The organism is Streptacidiphilus fuscans (assembly GCF_015690355.1).
Lineage (GTDB): Bacteria > Actinomycetota > Actinomycetes > Streptomycetales > Streptomycetaceae > Streptacidiphilus > Streptacidiphilus fuscans.
In genome coordinates this window covers 301,849-320,262 of sequence record NZ_JADPRT010000009.1, presented here as the reverse complement: position 1 = coordinate 320,262, position 18,414 = coordinate 301,849, and the positions used below count along the sequence as shown (strand labels likewise).

General features: G+C 72.0%; 16 protein-coding genes. 3 read left to right on the top strand and 13 right to left on the bottom strand.

Features of this window, described 5'->3' with window-relative positions; genetic code table 11:
• Positions 1–44 precede the first annotated feature (44 nt).
• The 6 genes from efeB to I2501_RS22690 form a co-directional block, all read right to left on the bottom strand.
• Entirely contained in the window at positions 45–1,346 is a 1,302-nt protein-coding gene (gene efeB / locus I2501_RS22715) for an iron uptake transporter deferrochelatase/peroxidase subunit (protein ID WP_196195985.1), read from the bottom strand.
• A gap of 44 nt (positions 1,347–1,390) precedes the next feature.
• The gene (locus I2501_RS22710) at positions 1,391–3,385 is read right to left on the bottom strand and encodes a copper resistance protein CopC (RefSeq protein WP_196195984.1); all 1,995 of its coding nucleotides are present in this window, start codon (positions 3,383–3,385) and stop codon (positions 1,391–1,393) included.
• Positions 3,386–3,409: 24 nt separating this feature from the next.
• Positions 3,410–3,928 carry a copper chaperone PCu(A)C gene (locus I2501_RS22705; RefSeq protein ID WP_196195983.1) on the bottom strand — a complete coding sequence of 173 codons (519 nt, stop codon included), beginning with the start codon at positions 3,926–3,928 and terminating at the stop codon, positions 3,410–3,412.
• The gene (locus I2501_RS22700; protein ID WP_196195982.1) at positions 3,925–4,605 is read right to left on the bottom strand and encodes an SCO family protein; all 681 of its coding nucleotides are present in this window, start codon (positions 4,603–4,605) and stop codon (positions 3,925–3,927) included. Before I2501_RS22700 ends, I2501_RS22705 begins: the two co-directional genes overlap by 4 nt.
• A gap of 143 nt (positions 4,606–4,748) precedes the next feature.
• Complete coding sequence (locus I2501_RS22695; protein WP_196195981.1) at positions 4,749–5,534, bottom strand: YcnI family copper-binding membrane protein; 786 nt, start codon at positions 5,532–5,534, stop codon at positions 4,749–4,751.
• A gap of 200 nt (positions 5,535–5,734) precedes the next feature.
• Complete coding sequence (locus I2501_RS22690; protein WP_196195980.1) at positions 5,735–6,583, bottom strand: hypothetical protein; 849 nt, start codon at positions 6,581–6,583, stop codon at positions 5,735–5,737.
• A gap of 297 nt (positions 6,584–6,880) precedes the next feature.
• Here I2501_RS22690 and I2501_RS22685 point away from each other — a divergent pair, with 297 nt between their 5' ends.
• Complete coding sequence (locus tag I2501_RS22685) at positions 6,881–7,465, top strand: ATP-binding protein (RefSeq protein ID WP_196195979.1); 585 nt, start codon at positions 6,881–6,883, stop codon at positions 7,463–7,465.
• A gap of 103 nt (positions 7,466–7,568) precedes the next feature.
• The gene (locus I2501_RS22680) at positions 7,569–8,336 is read left to right on the top strand and encodes a MerR family transcriptional regulator (protein ID WP_196195978.1); all 768 of its coding nucleotides are present in this window, start codon (positions 7,569–7,571) and stop codon (positions 8,334–8,336) included.
• Between the two features lie 108 nt (positions 8,337–8,444).
• Here I2501_RS22680 and I2501_RS22675 read toward each other — a convergent pair whose 3' ends face one another.
• The 3 genes from I2501_RS22675 to I2501_RS22665 all read right to left on the bottom strand — a co-directional run bounded on the left by I2501_RS22675 (position 8,445) and on the right by I2501_RS22665 (position 12,334).
• Positions 8,445–9,944 carry an aminopeptidase P family protein gene (locus I2501_RS22675; RefSeq protein WP_408022768.1) on the bottom strand — a complete coding sequence of 500 codons (1,500 nt, stop codon included), beginning with the start codon at positions 9,942–9,944 and terminating at the stop codon, positions 8,445–8,447.
• Positions 9,945–10,109: 165 nt separating this feature from the next.
• Positions 10,110–11,381: a PP2C family protein-serine/threonine phosphatase gene (locus tag I2501_RS22670; RefSeq protein WP_196195977.1), complete on the bottom strand. Its 1,272-nt coding sequence runs from the start codon at positions 11,379–11,381 to the stop codon at positions 10,110–10,112.
• A gap of 224 nt (positions 11,382–11,605) precedes the next feature.
• Positions 11,606–12,334: a glycosyltransferase family protein gene (locus I2501_RS22665; RefSeq protein WP_196195976.1), complete on the bottom strand. Its 729-nt coding sequence runs from the start codon at positions 12,332–12,334 to the stop codon at positions 11,606–11,608.
• Between the two features lie 328 nt (positions 12,335–12,662).
• Between I2501_RS22665 and I2501_RS22660 the strand changes: the two genes are divergently transcribed.
• Positions 12,663–13,352, top strand: coding sequence for a bifunctional DNA primase/polymerase (locus I2501_RS22660; protein ID WP_196195975.1), 690 nt, complete (start codon positions 12,663–12,665; stop codon positions 13,350–13,352).
• 259 nt (positions 13,353–13,611) lie between these two features.
• On the opposite strand, the gene I2501_RS22655 is transcribed toward I2501_RS22660, so the two are convergent.
• From I2501_RS22655 to I2501_RS22640, 4 genes are all read right to left on the bottom strand, one after another.
• Positions 13,612–14,583 carry a DUF5926 family protein gene (locus I2501_RS22655; RefSeq protein WP_196195974.1) on the bottom strand — a complete coding sequence of 324 codons (972 nt, stop codon included), beginning with the start codon at positions 14,581–14,583 and terminating at the stop codon, positions 13,612–13,614.
• Between the two features lie 247 nt (positions 14,584–14,830).
• Complete coding sequence (locus I2501_RS22650; RefSeq protein WP_408022767.1) at positions 14,831–15,352, bottom strand: ATP-binding protein; 522 nt, start codon at positions 15,350–15,352, stop codon at positions 14,831–14,833.
• Positions 15,353–15,603: 251 nt separating this feature from the next.
• On the bottom strand, positions 15,604–16,428 hold the full coding sequence (locus I2501_RS22645; protein ID WP_196195972.1) for a glycerophosphodiester phosphodiesterase: 825 nt from the start codon (positions 16,426–16,428) through the stop codon (positions 15,604–15,606).
• A gap of 78 nt (positions 16,429–16,506) precedes the next feature.
• Entirely contained in the window at positions 16,507–17,961 is a 1,455-nt protein-coding gene (locus I2501_RS22640; protein WP_196195971.1) for a purine-cytosine permease family protein, read from the bottom strand.
• Positions 17,962–18,414: the final 453 nt, after the last annotated feature.

Genomic DNA, 18,414 nt, shown 5'->3' with positions numbered 1-18,414 from the left:
CCCAGGATTCGCCGGGACCCTGGAGTTCCGCTGGGCTCCGGGGGTCAGGACTCCAAGAGTGCCTGGCCGACGTACCCGGCGGCGCTCGCCCCGCCCGGCACCGCGTAGAGGCCGCTCGACTCGTGCACCAGGAACCGCGACAGCGCGTCGCCGCGCGCCAACTTCCGCTGCACCGGGACGAAGCCGTTCATCGGGTCGGCCTGGAACGCGATGAAGAGCAGCCCCGCGTCCGGCGCGCCGTCCGGGCGGTAGCCGTCGTGGTACGAGTAGCCGCGCCGCAGCATGGCCGCGCCCTGGTTGGACGCGGCGGCGGCGACCCGGATGTGCGCGTCGCCCGGGATCGCCAGCGAGCCGTCGGAGTTGAACGCGTCGAGGTCGACGGTCGTGGTCTCGGTGCTGCCCGGCCCGCCGGAGAGCGGCGCGCCGTTGTCCTTGCGCCGTCCGACCGTGCGCTGCTGCAGGTCCAGCGACTGCTGGTCCCAGGTGTCGAGCAGCATCCGGATCCGCCGGAAGACCGCGTAGCTGCCGCCCGCCATCCAGGACGGCTGTCCGGCGGCCGTGGCGTTCCCCGGGACGAAGACCGTCGTGTCGAAGCCGGAGCTGCCCGGCTTGGGGTTGTTGGTCCCGTCGATCTGGCCCATCAGGTTGCGGGCGGTCATCGGCTTGGGTGTCGCGCCGGGCGCGCGGCTGAACCCGGTCATCTGCCAGCGCGGTGCGGCCTGGCCTGCCGCGAGCCGCTGCAGCGTCCGCATCGCGTGGTAGGCCACCAGCGGATCGTCGGCGCAGACCTGCACCCACAGGTCCCCGTCGCAGCGCGCCCGGTCCAGCCGGTCCTCCGGGAACGGCGGCAACGGTGCGAGCTGGGACGGGAGTTGGGCGGTCAGTCCGGCCTTGGCGAAGACCGAAGCGCCGAAGCCGAAGGTGACCGTCAGCGAGCTCGGGCCCGCGTCCAGGGCGACCTGATCGTCCGTCAGGCCGGGCGGCTTCCGGCCCTCCGCCATCGCCCCGGCCGCGGCGGACCAGCGCTTCATCAGCGACACCAGCCCGGGGCGGCCGGTCCCGGCGGTGAGGTCGAACGCCGTGGCGTGCAGCGTCGACTGCATCGGCTCGACGATGCCCGCCTGGTGCGTGCCGTGGAACGGCACGGCGTCGGCGCCCAGGCTGGTCAGCGCCGCGCGGCCACTGCCACTGCCGCCTTGCGTGGCAGCGGAGTTGCTCCGGGCGTCGGCCAGCGCGTAGCCGCCGACCCCGAGCGCGATCCCGGCCGCGCCGCCGACTCCCGCGGCGCCGAGCAGGCGACGCCGGGAGACGGTGCGCGGACCGGTCGTGCTGTCTTCGTCAGTCATTGCTCTGGATGTGCTCTCGTACGTGCGGTTCGGACGCCTGCGGCTCAACCGACCGTGACCGGTGTGGTCACGGTGGTCTCGTCGATGGCGTCCGAGCGGATGGTGACCGCGAGGGTCCAGGTGCCGGGGAGCGGGAGCTCCACGTCCGCCGCGCCCCAGTGGCCGATGTCGAGGTGGTCCACCTTGACCGGCATCGGCCCCAGGCTGCGGGCGGCCAGAGTGACCGTCACGTCGACCTCGGGGACGTCGACCGGCTTGCCGGTCGAGTCGTAGAGGTAGGCGTGCATGGTGTTGGTCCCGGTTCGGGCCGGGTCGATGTCGAGGGTGATCTTTCCCTTGGCGGACGCGGTGCTGCCGCCGGTGTCGTAGGGGAGCGTCACGTCGACCGGGCCCTGGTTGGCGGCGGCGGTCGCGGCCTGCTGTTCGGCCACGGCCCGGCCCGGCGCGGAGTTGGTGAGCAGCGTGGTCACGCCCAGCACGACGACGGCGAACGCGGCCTCCACGGCCACCGACCGCAGCAGCATGCCCCGGGCGGGGGCGGCCTGGTGCGCCTTGCGCACGCTGGCCTGCTGCCGCGCCTTGGCCTGCCGCGCCAACTGCGCGGCCCGCGCCGGGTCCACCTCGGACCCGCCGTCCGCACCGTCCCCGGACGCAGCCCCGGACGCGGACTCGACGTCCGCACCGGCCTCGGCCTCACCCCCAGCCTCGGCCTCCGCCTCAACGGCCGGTGCGCCGACGGCGACCAGCGCCTCCGCCGCGTCGGCCTGCTGCTCCGGCGTGTCGGCGCGCAGCAGGCCGAGCCAGCGACGGGACATCCACGCGGCGCCCAGGATCACCGCGACCGCGCCGATCTTGACCAGCAGCAGCTGCCCGTAGGTGGTCGAGGTCAGCGCGGACCAGGAGCCGAGGCCGCGCCACGCCTGGTACACACCGGTGACCGCGAGCGCGCTGACCGCGCCGAGCGCCAGCGTGGAGAACCGCCGCACGCCCGCGACCCCGATGCCGCCGTCGGCCGTGGAGCGGCGCAGGCCGACCAGGACGGTCGCCAGCCCGCCGAGCCAGAGGCCCATGGCCAGCACGTGCACGGTGTCCGAGGTGATCGCCAGCGGGACCTGCATCCCGACCGAGGCGTGGTCGCCGAGCGGCCACGTCAGCGCGATCGCGACGGCCAGCACCGCGCCGCCGACGCTGAGCCAGATCCGTCGCCGCCGCTCGACGGCCGGGGCGTCGTTCGCGGCCTCAGCCGCCGGGTCGCTCGCGCCCGCGTGTCCCGAGAGCAGGGCCAGGTAGACGCCCGCGCCCGCGAGCAGCAGCACCCGCACCGCCAGCAGCACGCCGAGCTTCTCGCCCAGCACCTGCCGGAGCAGGGTCAGGTCGAAGACCTTGCCGAGCCCGGTCCCGGCCTCGTAGGTCCCGCGCAGCGCCAGCTCGGCCAGGGTCGACAGCAGCAGCCCGGCCCAGCCGGTGAGCATCAGCCGCTGCACCGAGCGCAGCCGCAGCCCGCCCGGCCAGCCGAGCAGCACCAGCGCCACCGATCCGGCCAGCAGCGCGAACGTCCCGTACTGGACCGAGCGCGAGAGGCCGTAGAGGAACCCGGTGGCGGCCGATCCCGAGTTGGTCTCGACCCCCGACAGCGCGGCCGGTGACGTGGTGCGGCCGATGGAGAAGGTGAACGCCCCGGCCACCGGGTGGGTGTCGGCGGAGATCACCCGCCAGGCGACGGTGTAGGTGCCCTGGGTCTGGTCCAGGGCGGGGTTGAGCGACACGCTCGCGGTCGACGGGTCGTTGCCCGCGTGCCCGGCGGTGCCGGTGTCGACCTGCTTGCCGTTGGGGTCGAAGACGCGGACGGCACCGGTCTCCAGCGTCACCGACTCGCTGAAGTGCAGCGTCACCGTGCCCGGCGCGACGGCCAGCACGGTCCCCTGCGAGGGGGTGGTCGACAGCAGCGCGGCGTGCGCGGAAGCCACTCCGGCGCTTCCCAGCAGCAGCGTCGCCAGCAGGCAGAACAGCGCCGCGGCGGAGCGGACGGCGCGCCTCATCGGTGCGTCCTCATCGGTGCGTCCTCACTGTCCCGGCTGGTACGTCAGCGGTTGGACGGTGGCCTCGACGTCGAGCGGAGCCGCGTCGTCGAAGCGCAGGGTCAGCGTGATGTGCTGACCGACCTTGGGCTGGGCGGCCAGCCCCATGAGCATCAGATGCCTGCCGTCCCGGGCGAACGCGACCTGGCCGTGCGCGGGGACGGTGACCGAGGGTAGGTCGACCATGGTGGTCGCGGTGCTCTGGTGCATCGACACACTCTGCGCCTGCGGGCTGCTGACGCCGGTCAGCCGTGCCGCCCTGTCGCCCGCGTTGGTGAGCACGAAGTAGCCCGCGGCCATGTCCGGCGCGGACGGCAGCGGTATGTACGCGCCGGAGACGCTCAGCTTGGGCGTGCCGGTCCCCGCGTCCGCCGTGGCGGACGACGCCGCGGACGAGCCCGCGGACGAGGCGGCCGGGGACGACGTTCCCGCCGACGAGCAGCCCGCCACCAGCAGCGGCGCGGCGACGGCCAGCGCGACCAGCGCGCGGTGACGGCCCGTCATGCCGTCACGCCCTTGATCAGGTACGGCAGGTCGTGCGCGAAGACGGCCGAGGTGGTGCCGCTGGTGTAGAGCAGGTGCGCCTTGTTGTCGGTCGGCAGGAAGCCGAGCGTCTGCGCGCCGTGGACGGGCTCCTGGCCCTTGGCCGGAGCGGCCACGTAGACGCCGACCGAGCCGGCGGCCGCGATGATCGTCTTGATGTCGCCGGTCAGGCCGATGAAGTTCGGGTTGAACGCGTTGAGCCAGCTGCGGATCACGCTCGGGGTGTCGTGCTCCGGGTCGGTGGACACGAAGACCACGTCGATCTGGCTCTGCTGCGCCTTCGGCAGCTTGGAGACGGCGACGGCGATGTCGCCCATGGTGGTCGGGCAGACGTCGGGGCACTGCGTGTAGCCGAAGTACAGCAGCGTCGCCCTGCCCGCCGTGCCGGTGGCCAGGTTGAAGGGCTTGCCGCTGGTGTCGGTCAGCGTGACGGACGGCTTGTCGAAGGTCCGCGGCATGAAGTCGCCCTGGTAGGGGCCACTCTGCTGCGAGGTGTCGATCTGCGGCTCCCCGGACCCGGAGGCCGACGAGCCGGACGAGGACGAGCCGCACGCCGCCAGCAGCAGTGCGGCGGCGCCGCCGACCGAGCCGAGCAGCACGGAACGACGGGTGGGCGCGGAGAAGTTGTGGGAGGCCATGCGGAGAACTCGCTCTCTGGCGATCACGGGGATCGGCAGCGGTAAGACGAAGGGACGTCAGGCGGAAGCGGTCAGGCGGAGGCGGACTCGGCGGAGGAGGGGCAGGGCCGGGGTGCGCCCCCGCCCCTCCGATCAGTACCGGATCAGGCGGCGCTGTCGCGGCGTCCGCCACGACGCCAGCCGAGGAAGCCGAAGGCGACGCCGGCCACGCCGACGACCAGGCCGACACCGGCCAGCACCCGCGCGGCCGTGTCGGTCGCCGAGCCGCTGCCGGACGTGGTGGACGCCGCCGTCTGCGTGGTGCCGCCGGTGCTGCCGCTCGCGGCGCCGCCCGTGCTGTCGCTGGACGCGGTGGTCAGGTTCAGCGTCGGGGCCGGGTGCGCGGGCTCGGGCTGCCCGGCGGCGGCGGGGGTGTCGATCCAGCGGACGATCGTGCCGTCGGAGTAGGTCTGCAGCGTCTTGAAACTCAGCTGCTTGGTGTCGGTGGGCAGCTGGCCGAAGTCGACGGTGAAGTCCTGGTACTGGCCGGGGGCGATCTTGCCGCCGGTCCAGGTGATCTCCGAGACGGCGTTGGTGACCGGGCCGTCGTCCGTCTGGATCGGGGTGGTCAGCTTGGCCGTCTGGACCGTGGCCGTCCAGCCGGGCACCTGCTCGACCAGCGCGGACGCGATCGGGTGGTCGGTCGGGAAGAAGACGTCGACCTTGACCGTCGAGGCGGTGTCCGACTCGTTCGGCACGCGGAACGCGAAGACCTGGTCCGCCGCACCTGCGGCGGCGGAGCCCGGCTGCACGGTGACGTGGGCCGAGGCGGGCACGGCCAGCAGCAGGACGCCGGCGGCGGCCAGTGCGGCGGGCACCGCGACGCGGGCGGAGCGCACGGAACGGAGCGAGCGGACGGATGAGCGGGCAGAGAAGGCGCTCAGACGCATGGGTGGTCTCTCCTGGAGATCCTGAAAACCTGTGGCCGCCGGTGGACCGGTTGTCCACGGCGGGCGGAACGGAGTCGCCGCCACGGGCGGGACTCGGCAGGAATCACAGGGCCCGACCGGTCACCCCGCCGAACCGTCGTCCGTACACCGACTGGACAGGCGAGTCGGGGAGGCGGACGGGCACGGCGGCAGACGGACGGTCAGGCCAGGAGAGCGCGCGGGGGACCGCGCCGGACCAGCTGGTGGCGCAGCAGCGCGTGTGCGGGCAGCCGCCAGGCGTCGGCGGACCAGCGCCGCACGGGGCGAAGGGCGCCCGTGGTGGTGAGCCCGGCGAGCAGCGCCAGTGCCATGCGGAGCAGCTGGCCGAGCGGTGCGAGGGCCAGGCCCAGCAGCCGCCAGACCGCGGCCTCGCCGCCCCGCAGCCACCAGCCCGCGACCAGCGCGGCCAGCAGGTGGCCGAGCACCATCAGCGGGCTCAGCCCGAGCATGGCGCAGAAAGCGCCCACGCCGTGGGCCGCCGGAGCGGTCGAGATCGAGGCGAGATACAGGTGTGGGTCGATACCGGCCTGGCTGACGATCTGGCTCGCCGTGGTGCCGGGAGGCAGGGCAAGCGAGCCGTCGGGGCCGGGCCCGCAGAGCAGGCGTGCCGCGAGCTGCAGCAGCGCGGACGGCGTTCCGCCGCCCGTCCCGCTCATCCCCGGCATGCCGCTCATCCCGGCCATGCCCGTCATGCCGCTCATCCCCGGCATCCCGCTCATCCCCGCCATGCCGGAGGCACCGGCGCACAGGTGGAACAGGGCGTGCAGCCCGAGCTCGCCGACGGCGAGCGCCGACGCGATCGCGGGCAGGCTGCGTTCGCGACCGGCCAGGGCGGTCCCCGCGAGGAGCACCAGCACCAGTCCGACCAGCAGCGTCGGCAGCGGCACCGGGCCGCCGCCGGCCAGCGCGTGCCCGAGCGCGGACACCAGGACGCAGACCGTCGCGAAGGGCAGAGCCCGCAGCAGGCGAAGGTCCAGGCTGGCGGCGCGCGGAGCGCGGAAGGCGGTCATGACGCGGGACAGTCTCTCATTGGGGTGTACGCGCGAGGCTCGTGGGGGCAGAAATGGCCGGAGTTCTCCCCTTTCCGAGGAACCGAGGAAACGCGCGGCCGAATCCTGACCGAGCGTGCGACCCTCGTGCGCTCCGGCGTGCGCCGGGCGGTGCGCGTCCGTCCGGACGAGACCCGGACCGCTTCCTCGCCTCCGCAATCCGCCAAGAGAGCGACAAGATCCGCCCGATGCGGTTCATTCTTCGGCGGGTCGGCAATACCTACTGGTATGTGGAGCCGGAGCCAGAAGGAGCCTGCCGTGGACATCTGGTGGTCTCTCCACCTCCGACGCGAACCTGCCAGCGTTCCGCTGGCCCGTCGCATCCTCCTCGGCACCATGGCCACCGCGGGCGTGGACCCTGACGTCTCCTACGAGGTCGGCGTCGCGCTGACCGAGGCGTGCGCCAACGCCGTCGAGCACGCGTGTCCCGGCACGGCCGCCGGTGAGGACGACGGTTTCCAGGTGACCGCGACGATCGAGGGCAACCGCCTGCGGATCGAGGTGACCGACTCCGGTCCCGGCTTCGCCGCCCGGATGGGACGCCACTCTCTCGGCCACAGTCAGAGCCACGGCCAGGGCCTGGGTCAGGGCCACGGGCGGGCACGCGGGTCGCGTCCCCGCCCTTCGGCTGTCGGGAGCGCGGCGGTCGGCAACGCTGCCGTCGGCAGCGCCGCGGTCGCGATCTCGGCGGTGCCCGACTCGTCCGAGAGCGGGCGCGGCCTGCTGCTGATCCGGGCGCTCTCCGACGACGTGCAGTTCCGCAACCACCCGAGACGCGGCGCGGTCGTCCGTTTCGACAAGACCCTCACCTACCGGGACCGCCCGTTCGCCCAGGCGTCCTGACCGAGGCGTCCCGACCGAGGCGTCCCTCCCCGGTGATATCCCGCTTGACCCTCACGTGACGTGAGGCCGCAGGCTGGGAGCACGAGGGAGAGGAAAGGGCCCCATGAGCTACTCGGTCGGTCAGGTCTCGCGGTTCGCCAAGGTGACCGTGCGAACCCTGCACCACTACGACGAGATCAAGCTGCTCCAGCCCAGCGGTCGCACGGCGTCCGGCTACCGCCGCTACGACGACGCGGACCTGGACCGGCTGCAGCAGATCCTCTTCTACCGGGAGCTCGGCTTCTCCCTCGACGACATCGCGACCATCCTGGACGACCAGGGCGTCAGTCCGAGCGAGCACCTGCGCCGCCAGCGCAGTCTGCTGCTGGGGCGGATCGAACGGCTCCAGGAGATGGTCGCGTCCGTGGAACACGCACTGGAGGCGAGGAAGATGGGGATCCAACTGACCCCCGAGGAGAAGTTCGAGGTCTTCGGCGACGACTACGTCGACCACCAGGAGGAGGCGGAGGCGCGCTGGGGCGACACCGACGCCTGGAAGCAGTCGCAGCAGCGCGCGGCGCAGTACTCCAAGGAGGACTGGGTCGAGATCAAGGCCGAGGGCGACGCGCTCAACGACCGCATCGCCGAGGCGATCGGAGCCGGCGTCGCGTCGGACAGCGAGCAGGCGATGGCGATCGCGGAGGACCACCGGCAGCACATCACCCGGCGGTTCTACGACGTCTCGTTCGGCTTCCACCGCTGCATGGCCGAGATGTACATCTCGGACCCGCGCTTCACCGAGTACTACGAGAAGGTCGCGCCGGACGCCGCCGTCTGGTTCCGCCAGGCCATCCTGGCCAACGCGGAGCGCGGCGAGGCCGCGGCAGGCTGATCCCCTCACGGGGACCGGCACGGGCGAAAACTGACACGGGGAAACTGACGCGGGGTCACGGAGCGGCAGTCCGCCGCTCCGTGACCCCGTCACACATGCCTTGCGGTGTCAGCCCTTGAGGCTCGCCATCCAGCTCTCGACGTCCTCGACCGTGCGCGGCAGAGCGGCGGAGAGGTTGCGGTTGCCGTCGGCCGTCACCAGGATGTCGTCCTCGATCCGGACGCCGATGCCGCGGTACTCCTCCGGGACCAGCTCGTCGTCGGCCTGGAAGTACAGACCCGGCTCGACGGTCAGCACGACGCCCGGCTCCAGCACGCAGTCCACGTAGGACTCGACGCGGGCGTGGGCGCAGTCGTGCACGTCCAGGCCGAGCATGTGGCCGGTGCCGTGCAGGGTCCAGCGACGCTGCAGCCCGAGCTCCAGCACGCGCTCGACCGGGCCCTCCAGCAGGCCCCACTCGACCAGCCGCTCGGCCAGCACCTGCTGGGAGGCCTCGTGGAAGTCGCGGTAGCGGGCACCCGGCTTGACGGCCGCGATACCGGCCTCCTGGGCGTCCAGGACGGCCTGGTAGATCTTCCGCTGCAGCTCGTTGAAGGTGCCGTCGATCGGCAGGGTGCGGGTGATGTCGGCGGTGTAGAGCGACTGCATCTCCACGCCCGCGTCCAGCAGCAGCAGCTCGCCCGGACGGACCGGGCCGTCGTTGCGGACCCAGTGCAGCGTGGTCGCGTGCGGACCCGCGGCGCAGATCGAGCCGTAGCCGATGTCGTTGCCCTCGACCCGGGCACGACGGAAGAAGGTGCCCTCGATCCAGCGCTCCGAGGTGGCCACCGCCTGCGCCAGCTCGCGCACCACGTCGGTGAAGCCCTTGGCGGTCGCGTCGCAGGCGGCCTGCAGCTGGCCGATCTCCCACTCGTCCTTGACCAGACGCAGCTCGCTGAGGAAGACGCGGAGCTCGTCGTCACCGTGCTTGGTGGTGTGCGGGGCCAGCGCGGCCTCGATCGCGGCGTCGTGCCCGCGCAGCACACGGGTCGTCGCCGGCCGCTCGTCGGCCTGCTCGGCCAGCTCCTCCGCGGCCTTGCGCACGTCTTTGGCGGGCAGCCCGAGCAGCGCCTCGGCCTCGGTCAGGCTGTGCCGACGGCCGACCCACAGCTCACCCTGGCCGCTCAGCCAGAACTCGCCGTTCTCCCGGTCGGAGCGGGGGAGCAGGTACAGGTACGCGTCGTGGCCCTCGTCGCCCTCGCCGCGCGGCTCCATGACCAGGACGGCGTCCTCGGTCTGGTCACCGGTGAGGTGCACGTACTCCGTGGCGGCACGGAAGCTGTACTCGGTGTCGTTGGACCGGGTCTTCAGGTTCCCGGCCGGCACGACGATCCGGTCCCCGGGGAAACGCGCGGACAGCGCGGCCCGTCGCTTGGCCGCGTACGCGGACTGCTCGGCGGGGACGAGGTCGCGCAGCTCGGTGTCGGCCCAGCCGCTCTTCATGACGGCGGTCAGCTCGTCCGAGATGGCGGGGTAGAGACCGTTCTTCCGCTGCTTGATCGGCGCTTCTTCGGTCGAAGCGTCCTCGGTCAGCTCGTCGGTCTCGGGAGCGAGATCGTCCTCGGTCACGCTGTGTCGCCTCCTCGTGGTACGGGGAACGCAAGGCCGCTGTCAGGGGTGTCAGCGGCCTGCAGTCCGTACAAGAGTACGGCCGCCCGAGAGTCGCAGGACAGGTGTTGCACTATCCAGCCGCACAACAGCAGAGCCCCGCGCCCCCAGACAGTGCAACTTCCCTCAGTCGAAGCGTGCAGCCAGGAGCACCACGTCGTCCGCGCCCGGCAGCGGCTCCGAAGACCCCAGACAGGCGTCGAGCAAGTACGCGCAGAAACGTTCCGGGTCCTGGCGGACATCCCGCGGCGCCTCCGCCGCGGCCGCGCGGAGGCGGGTCTGGCCCGCGTGGAGGGACTCCTCGCCGCAGCGACGGGCCAGCCCGTCCGTGTACAGGAGGAGCACGTCGCCGCGGTCGGCCCGCAGCTCCACGCCCGGCGCTTCCCAGCAGCTCAGCATGCCCAGCGGCGCGCTCAGCGAGGTCTCCACGAACGAGGCGCCGAACGAGGTCACCAGCAGCGGCGGGCACTGGCCCGCCCCGGCGAGGGAGAGCCGACGGGCGGAGGGCTCGACGAACGCGTACAGCGCCGTCGCGGTCCGGGCCGGTTCCGTGCTCTTCAGCAGCAGCTCCAGATCGCCGAGCACGGCGACCGGGTCCTCGCCCTCCAGCACCGCGTACGCGCGCAACGCCGCGCGCAGGCGGCCCATCGCGGCGGCGGAGTCCGCGCCGCCGCCGGTGACGCTGCCGACGCTCAGCGCGAGGGCGCCCTCCGGGAGGGAGATCGCGTCGTACCAGTCGCAGCCGCCCGCGTTCTCCAGCCCGGCGGCGACGCAGCGCGCGGCCAGCTGCATGCCGCCGACGCGCGGCAGCGCGCCGGGGAGCAGGCCGCGCCGGAGCGCGTCGGCCGTGCGGCGCAGGCGGTCGCGTTCGAGCTCCTTGGCCAGCAGCCGGGCGGCGGACGCGCAGTAGAGACCGGCGAGGCGCTGTTCGCGCTCGCTCGGCTGGGTGGGGGTGTCGTAGAACCAGACGACCGAGCCCAGGTCGGCCAGCGGCTGGGCGTAGGACGCGCCGATGCCGAGCTGGAGGGCGACCTCCCGGAACCGGTCCCCGGTCGGCTCGCCCCCGGCGGCGCGCAGGATCTGCGCGGCGGGGACGGTCTCCAGCGCGCCGAGGGCGGAGCGGTCCAGGCCGAGGCCGAGGGTGGTGCTCGGCTGGGTCAGCAGCAGCATCCCGCGCCGGGCGCCGATCAGCGCCGCGCCGTCGGCCAGGAGACCGGTGAGGGCCGCCTCCAGGTCGGGTGCGCCGCTGAGCCGGTCGGTCAGGTCGTACAGGGTGGTCAAATCAGCCAGGGGGTCGTCAGCGGAGCGCTCACGGAGGGCAGCGATGGGCTCTCCGCTGATCGTTTCAGCAGGGCTCGTGGGCGCGGGGAGGCCGAGGGTGGTGGGGTGCTCAGCCATGGTCCGCACCTGCGATAACTACAAAGAGTGATGCTGGATTCTTAAAGTTTTGTCTGAATTGAATCACTATGCACCCCCATGTCATGCCATACGGCAATTAATGAGTCTCTTCTACACACACCGATCGGGTGATGTCCAGAACTGTCAGCTGCCATGTGGTTGGTGTCTTTGCCCGAATATTTGGCCGAAAAACATCGGTGCGAATGATCGTTTCTACTGTCGATTTATGCGCTCCCTCCGGTCACGGAACGTCGTCCCCGCAGCGCACGGGCCACCTCCCGGCGCTCGCGCAGACCCATCGGACGCCGCAGTCGCGGCGGTTCGAGCCGGACCGGCGTCACCCGCAGCCCGGCCCGGAGCAGGTCCGCCGCCCGGCCGACCAGCTCCCCCGTGCCGACCGCCGGCGGCCAGGTCGCGGCGAAGGCCGCGCTGGTCAGGCAGTATTCGCCGGTCAGCAGCCCGGGAACCGCCAGCCCCGCGCGGGCCAGACCGCGCCTTTCCAGCCGTTCGGCGGCACGGCCCCGACCCTCGGGCACGCACCACCCGAGTGCCATGTCCGCCGCGCCGGAGACGACCGGATCCACCAGCGGCAGCACCTCGTCGAGCGCGTGTGTCGCGCCGCCCTCCCGGCTGGGGCGGATGCACAGCAGCGGCAGGGGCGTGTATCCGGCCAGATCGGCCTCGTCCGCGAGCAGTGTGGCCCCGCTGTCCAGGGCGACCCGCCGGGTGGAGTCCGTCGACCCCGATTCCAGCACCAGTACGGCGCGCACCTGGGGCAGTCGGCGCGCCGCCAGCACGGTCAGGGCGATCCGCGACGCGTCGTTGTGTGCACGGATCACCAGGACGAACGCGTTCGCGTCCGGCCCCGTTCCGTGCTTCTGCTCCGCAGCCCCGTCGGGGTGGGGAATTGATGAGGTGTCAGCCTCGTGGGCCGACGCGAAATCCGGGTCCATCCGGGGATCGTACGGTCGGATGCCCCCTAGCAGACCCCTCCGTACCAGACACGGTGAATACCCCGAACGGAGGAACCATCGTCGCTCGTCGTGCGTCAATCCGGACGATGCGTCAGTCTCGTCAGAGAACGTGCTCGTGCATGCCTTTGCTGGGTACAGAACCGTTACGGGGCGGCAGTGTTGCGGTCGGTCGATCCGGCCGGGCGAGCATGCGCCACCCTGGCGACACCTCCCGCCGAGAAACCGCAGGCGCGGTGGGCGTGGTGCGCTTCTCGATGCGCGAGGTCACGTACCGATCCTTGACCGTCACGGAAAGGAACGAGTGCTCATGCGCGGGGTGTCAACACTCGTCGGTAAGGCCGTCGGTGAGGTTGTGGGCAGAGCCGTCCGCGAGGCCGGGCGGCTGCGGACCAGGGGCCGGTTTCTCGGCGCGGCAAGAACGGCGGCCAGGGGTTGGGGGTGGCCGGTGCTGCCGGGCGTCGGCGCGCTGCCGGGAGGCGGCTGCCGCTGCGCCCGTCCGGACTGCCAGGTGCCAGGGGCCCATCCGGACGAACCGAAGCTGCTCGCGGCGACGACGGACGACCGGATGATCCGCTGGTGGTGGTCCCGCCGCCCCGAGGCGCCGGTGCTGGTGGCGACCGGCGGCCAGGTCTGCGCGCTCAGCCTGCCCGCCGAGGCGGGCGAGCGGGTGCTCGACTACTTCGACGCGCTGCGCGTGCCGATCGGTCCGGTGATCGCCACGCCGACCCGCTACGTGCTGCTTGTCGCGCCCTACTCGTTCCCGGAGTTGGGCGACCTGCTGGTGGCCCAGGAGTGGGTGCCGACCAGCCTGCGCTACCACGGTCCCGGCGGCTACGTCGTGCTGCCGCCCTCCCGGACCGGCGCGGGGGCGATGCGGTGGGTGCGGCGTCCGCTCTCGACGCGGGAGCGGCCGTGGCTGCCGTCGGTGAGCGATCTGGTGGAGGCCCTGGTCGCGGCGAGCGTCGCCGCGCCGGACGGCGCGACTCTGGCGCCGTGAGGTCCCTCGGAGGGTGGTGTTGCCAACCCTCCGGGTAGCAAGCAAAGGCCCGGCCGCTGGCGACGGGGGATGCACCAGCGACCGGGCTGTTTAAACCGTAACAAATTCCGGGCCGCAAGCAAATTCCCTGGGGCGAAGTCTTTCCCCGGAATTTCCGGCTTCGTCCAAGGTATGTGACGCAGATCACGGTATTCCGGAGCGGACTGACGGGCAGTCCGCTCCGGTCGCCGTTACCTGTGTAGCAATAGGTGACGCTAATTCAGCTGAGGGTGACCTGGCGGTTCACCAGACCGGCGCGCGCCTTCCGCTCCTCCACGCTGAGTGCGCCCCCGCGCTCCAGCGTGGCGGCCAGTCGCTCGGCGAACGCGGCGGCCGGCTTCTCGCAGTCCGCTGGGGTCATCGACTGCGGCAGGTCCCAGACCGGCACGACCAGACCGTGCGCCCGGAACGAGCCGACCAGCTTGGTCCCCTCGCCCAGCGAGGCCTCGCCCGAGGCGGCCAGCTTGGCCAGCGCGTCCAGCAGCGCCTCCTCCTCGTGCAGCATCACCCAGCGCAGGTGGTTCCGGTCCGGCGCGGCGCACCAGTACGCCTGCGGCACCGACTCCAGCTTCTCGGTCGGGATGACGGCGGCGTTGGCCTGCTCCAGCGAGGCGGCGACCTCGCCGGTCGCGGCCGAGGCGTCCTCCAGCCAGTACTCGAACCCGGTGTGCACGGTCGGCTCGAACGGCGCGTCCAGGTCCAGCAGTTGCTGCAGACGCGGCCCCTCGGGCGCGGGACGCCGCGGCGGCACGGGGCTGCCCGGCTCGGTGGCGAGCGCCTGGACCAGCGCGTCCGCGAGGTCCCGGCTCAGGTCGCCGGAGGAGGTCTGGGTCTGGAGCCCGAGCATGATGCTGCCGTCCTGCCGACGCATGGCCGGCCAGGCCATCGGGAGCACGGTCACCAGCGTCACTGACGGAACGTCACCCTCGGCCGTCGCCAGCGTCTCGGCGTTCACCGTCAGCGGCACGGTCGCGGCGGGGACCAGCTCGCGCAGGGCGACCCAGTCGCCCTCCCCGGGCAGCCCCTCGAACGGCCGCTGCACCAGCTCCGCGACGGCGTGCGCGGCGGCACGCCCGTGGCACGCCTTGTACCGCCGCCCCGACCCGCAGGGGCACGCCTCGCGCGCGCCGACAACGGGCACGGGCCCGTCGGTGACGGGGGTGGTGGTGAGCGGGGCCTTCTTCTTGGCCATGGTGCGTACTCCCGATGGAACGGACGGAACTGATTCCCTCCGGGAGAGCGTACGGGTCTGACGGTGGGCCCGGGGTACGTCTACTGAGGCCGCCGCGTGCGGTTGCACTATCAGGGGCGCGGGGAACTGCGCGAGACACCACTGACGTGCGGATGGCCCTGCTCGATCGGCCGGCCAGCTGCGTGGGTGGCTTGTCGCGCAGTTCCCCGCGCCCCTGATAGTGCAACTTCCCCGCGCGCCGTCGGGTTCAGCTCGCTGCCGCCGCGGTCTCCGCCTCCGCGTCCCTGCGTGCGTGGCGTGCGCGCACGCGCAGCACCGCCCACACCGTCACCTCGCCGGGCGCGTCGCGGACGCCCCACTCCGAGGCGAGTTGGCCGACGATCCCGAGGCCGCGCCCACCCCTCGCGGTGAGCGACGGCGCCGCGCGCCGCGGGCGGGTCGGGCCGCCGCCGTCCGTCACAGCGACGGTCAGCAGACCGTCGCTGTGCAGTTCCCAGCCGACCAGGACCTCTTCCTGCTCCTCCGCCAGCGTCCCCACGAGCCCCGTCACGGGCCCGTGTTCCCGCTCCAGCGGTCTCGCGTGCCGACACGCGTTGCTCAGCAGTTCCGAGAGGATCAGTACCGCGTCGTCTATCACGCCCTCGGGCACCAAGTGCTCACCGAGATCCTCGCGCAGCCTACGACGCGCCGTCCGTACGCTCTCCGGACCATGTGGCACTGCCATGGTCGACGAAGAAGTCGGCACCTCATGCGCCACCACCACGGCCACCCCCGGACCTCCTCCTTCGTCTTGCGCCAGGGTGTGAATGCCCGGTAAGGGCAAGTCGAAAACGGAAAACTCCGCACCTTGGCGCGCTTTCCGGGGGCTCGAAGAGGGCGCGCGCAGCGCATTTCACAGCGCGTCACCAAATAGTGACGCTACGCATTCGATCGGGGGTTCGGAATGGCTTTCCAGCCACGATCCAGAGGAATTTCCAGCCATTCCGGAGTGACCTGTGCATCCATCGGCCGGGATGGGTCCTATCTCCCGAGTTGGTCCAACACCCGCCGCGGATGGTTGGTGATGATCGCCTCGACGCCCAGGCGCAGGCAGAGCTCGACGTCCTCCGGCTCGTCCACCGTCCAGACGTGGACCCGGTGTCCGGCCCGGTGCAGGGCCGCCACGTAGCCGGGGTTGGCGCGGATCAGGTCGATGCCGGGACCCGCGATCCGCGCCCCGTGCGGAAGCGAGCCGTCGCGCAGCCACGGCAGCACCCGCTCCATCAGGAAGACCGTCGGCAGCTCCGGCGCCATCTGCCGGATCCGCCGCAGTGAGAGCTGCGAGAAGCTCATCACCCGTACCGGGGACGGACCTTCGCCCTTGTGGGGGACGAGTCCGAACCGGCGCAGCAGCTCCATCAGCCGCTTCTCGACCAGCCCGGCGTAGCGGGTCGGGTGCTTCGTCTCGATCGCCAGCTCGATGGGACGGCCCGCGTCGGCGTGGAGTTCGAGCAGGCGCTCCAGGGTGAGCACCGACGTGTGGTCGGCCGTCGTCCAGTCGGTCTCCTCGACCTCGCCCGCCTTCCAGCCGCCGAAGTCGAGCTCGGACAGCTGCGCGAGTTCGAGCGTGGAGACGACGCCGCGCCCGTTCGACGTCCGGTTGACGGTGCGGTCGTGGACGCAGACGAGGTGACCGTCGGCGGTCAGCCGGACGTCGCACTCCAGTCCGTCCGCACCCTGCTCGATCGCCAGCTTGTACGCGGCAAGCGTGTGCTCGGCGTAGGTGCCGGAGGCGCCGCGGTGGGCGATGACGCGGGTGGTGGACCGGTTGGGGACGGACGCGGTCGGGCCTGGCTGGGGATGCACGCCCCCACCATAGGTGGCGTGCGTGTACCCCAGGTGAACGCGGTCGGCGTCCCCTCCCGCGTCACGCCCTTCCGCGTCTCACGCCTCCGTCGCGGCATCCCCGGCCGTCGGGTCCCCCGCCGTCGGGTCCTTCGGCGGCGCGTCCTTCGACGCGACCGCCTCCGCGTTGGACCGCTTCCGCAGCACCGGGGTCAGTGCCAGCGTCACCGCGCCCGCCGCGAGGAAGGAGAAGAGCGAGGCCGAGGTCCAGAACGTCGGGTGGATGTGAGTGTCCGTCTGCGCGTCCGCCCAGAAGTTGGTCCACCACGACCACGGGAACGCGGCGGGCGAGATCAGCTCGTAGAGCAGGAAGCCGATCGCCCACGGCAGCAGCACCAGCCAGCGCGTCGGCGCCTGCTCGGACATGTCCCAGCCGTCCCGGCCGCGGCCGAGGAAGAAGTCGACCGCCAGCACCGCGAGCAGCGGCACGAAGACCGCGCCGATCAGGCCGAGGAAGGTCTGGTAGTTCGCACCGAGCGTGGTCACCTTGAGCGCGACCGCCGTGACCAGCACGCCGATCCCGCCGGCCAGCCAGCGCCGGTCCACCCTCGGGAAGAGGTTGTGCAGCGACATCGCGGTCGAGTAGACGTTCGCGAAGGACTGGTCGGCCTCACGCAGCACCAGCACCAGGAAGAAGACCCACCCGGCGGTCAGCCCGGTGAAGGTCGAGAAGATCTTGTTCGGGTCGCCGCCGACCTGGGTCAACGCGATCGCTCCGACGATGTAGCACCAGATCTGCGCGACCGTGTAGCCGGTGAAGGTGCCCCAGAACGAGCCCTTCACGGTCCGCGAGTGCCGGGTGTAGTCGGCGGCCAGCGGCACGAAGGAGATCGAGACCGCGATCACGTAGTCGGTCGCGGAGAGGAAGCCGTTCCAGTTGTTCCCACCGGGGTTGTGCACACCGTGGCGGACCAGTTGGACGGTGAAGAAGAGCATCGAGACGCCGACCGCGATTGCCACGTAGCGGCGCAGCACCGCGATCGAGCCCAGCGGACGGATCGTCATCGCGGTCGTCAGCGCCCCGGCGGCCAGCACGTAGACCCAGCGCGGCACGCCGCCGTAGAGCGCCTGCGCGCCCTGGGTGATCACGGTCAGCTCGTAGACGCCCCAGCCCACGCACTGGACGATGTTCAGCACGGTGGGGACGTAGGACAGCCTGGTCCCGAACAGCCCGCGCAGCACGGCCATGGCGGGTGCGCCGGTCCGCGTGCCGATGATCGCCGCCAGCGCCAGCATCAGCGTGCCGATGACCGTGCCGACGATGATCGCGGTGAACGAGGCGGCCAGCGCCAGGTCCTTGTTGCTGGAGTTGACCATCACCGTCGCGGCGCTGGAGAAGCCGATCAGGCTGACGCCCAGGTTGGCCCAGAACGCGCCCTGCTCGCGGAAGCCGAGGGTGCGGGGCGGGGCGGTGTCGAGGACCAACGGCGCCTCGGCGGCGTGCGCGGACGCGGCGCCCAGGTGGTCGGGGTCGTGCTGAAGGGTTGCGGACATGGCCGTCTGCAGAGCTCCCTACGCCGGCATTACCCGGTCAGGTTCAGGCGGTCGGCTGCCCTGCCGCCTGCCGGCGGCCTGCTGCCCTCTCAGCCTGGAATGAGGTCCAAGCTCCCGCGCGCGTGATTGCGTGTGACTGCGTATGAATATGGTGCAGGTTCAGCACCCGTCGCCGCGTGCTGGTACGTGCTGGTACGTGTTTTCGAGGAATGGTACGGCCTGTACGGTGACCGTCCAAGGGCTGTCCAGGGGCTGGGCGTCCGGTGGGGACGCCGGTCAGGCCGGGCCGCAGCCGGTTCGGGCTCTCCCGGTCAGCGCGGAACACGGCGCGAACAGCCCGGGAACAAGGCGGTCGCCGCCGTGGGGCCGGGGTGCCAGGCGCACGGCTGGGACTTACGATGCCCCGACAGCGTCTGCGGAATGCTAGGGCCCGTTGGTCCGGTATCAAGGAGG

Excerpts from the sequence above, each read along its gene's own strand:
- efeB (WP_196195985.1), bottom strand. The coding sequence starts at position 1,346 with ATGACTGACGAAGACAGCACGACCGGTCCGCGCACCGTCTCCCGGCGT.
- I2501_RS22640 (WP_196195971.1), bottom strand. The coding sequence starts at position 17,961 with ATGTCCGCAACCCTTCAGCACGACCCCGACCACCTGGGCGCCGCGTCC.
- I2501_RS22695 (WP_196195981.1), bottom strand. The coding sequence starts at position 5,534 with ATGCGTCTGAGCGCCTTCTCTGCCCGCTCATCCGTCCGCTCGCTCCGT.
- I2501_RS22665 (WP_196195976.1), bottom strand. The coding sequence starts at position 12,334 with ATGGACCCGGATTTCGCGTCGGCCCACGAGGCTGACACCTCATCAATT.
- I2501_RS22660 (WP_196195975.1), top strand. The coding sequence starts at position 12,663 with ATGCGCGGGGTGTCAACACTCGTCGGTAAGGCCGTCGGTGAGGTTGTG.
- I2501_RS22700 (WP_196195982.1), bottom strand. The coding sequence starts at position 4,605 with ATGGCCTCCCACAACTTCTCCGCGCCCACCCGTCGTTCCGTGCTGCTC.
- I2501_RS22655 (WP_196195974.1), bottom strand. The coding sequence starts at position 14,583 with ATGGCCAAGAAGAAGGCCCCGCTCACCACCACCCCCGTCACCGACGGG.
- I2501_RS22690 (WP_196195980.1), bottom strand. The coding sequence starts at position 6,583 with ATGACCGCCTTCCGCGCTCCGCGCGCCGCCAGCCTGGACCTTCGCCTG.
- I2501_RS22710 (WP_196195984.1), bottom strand. The coding sequence starts at position 3,385 with ATGAGGCGCGCCGTCCGCTCCGCCGCGGCGCTGTTCTGCCTGCTGGCG.
- I2501_RS22680 (WP_196195978.1), top strand. The coding sequence starts at position 7,569 with ATGAGCTACTCGGTCGGTCAGGTCTCGCGGTTCGCCAAGGTGACCGTG.
- I2501_RS22705 (WP_196195983.1), bottom strand. The coding sequence starts at position 3,928 with ATGACGGGCCGTCACCGCGCGCTGGTCGCGCTGGCCGTCGCCGCGCCG.
- I2501_RS22670 (WP_196195977.1), bottom strand. The coding sequence starts at position 11,381 with ATGGCTGAGCACCCCACCACCCTCGGCCTCCCCGCGCCCACGAGCCCT.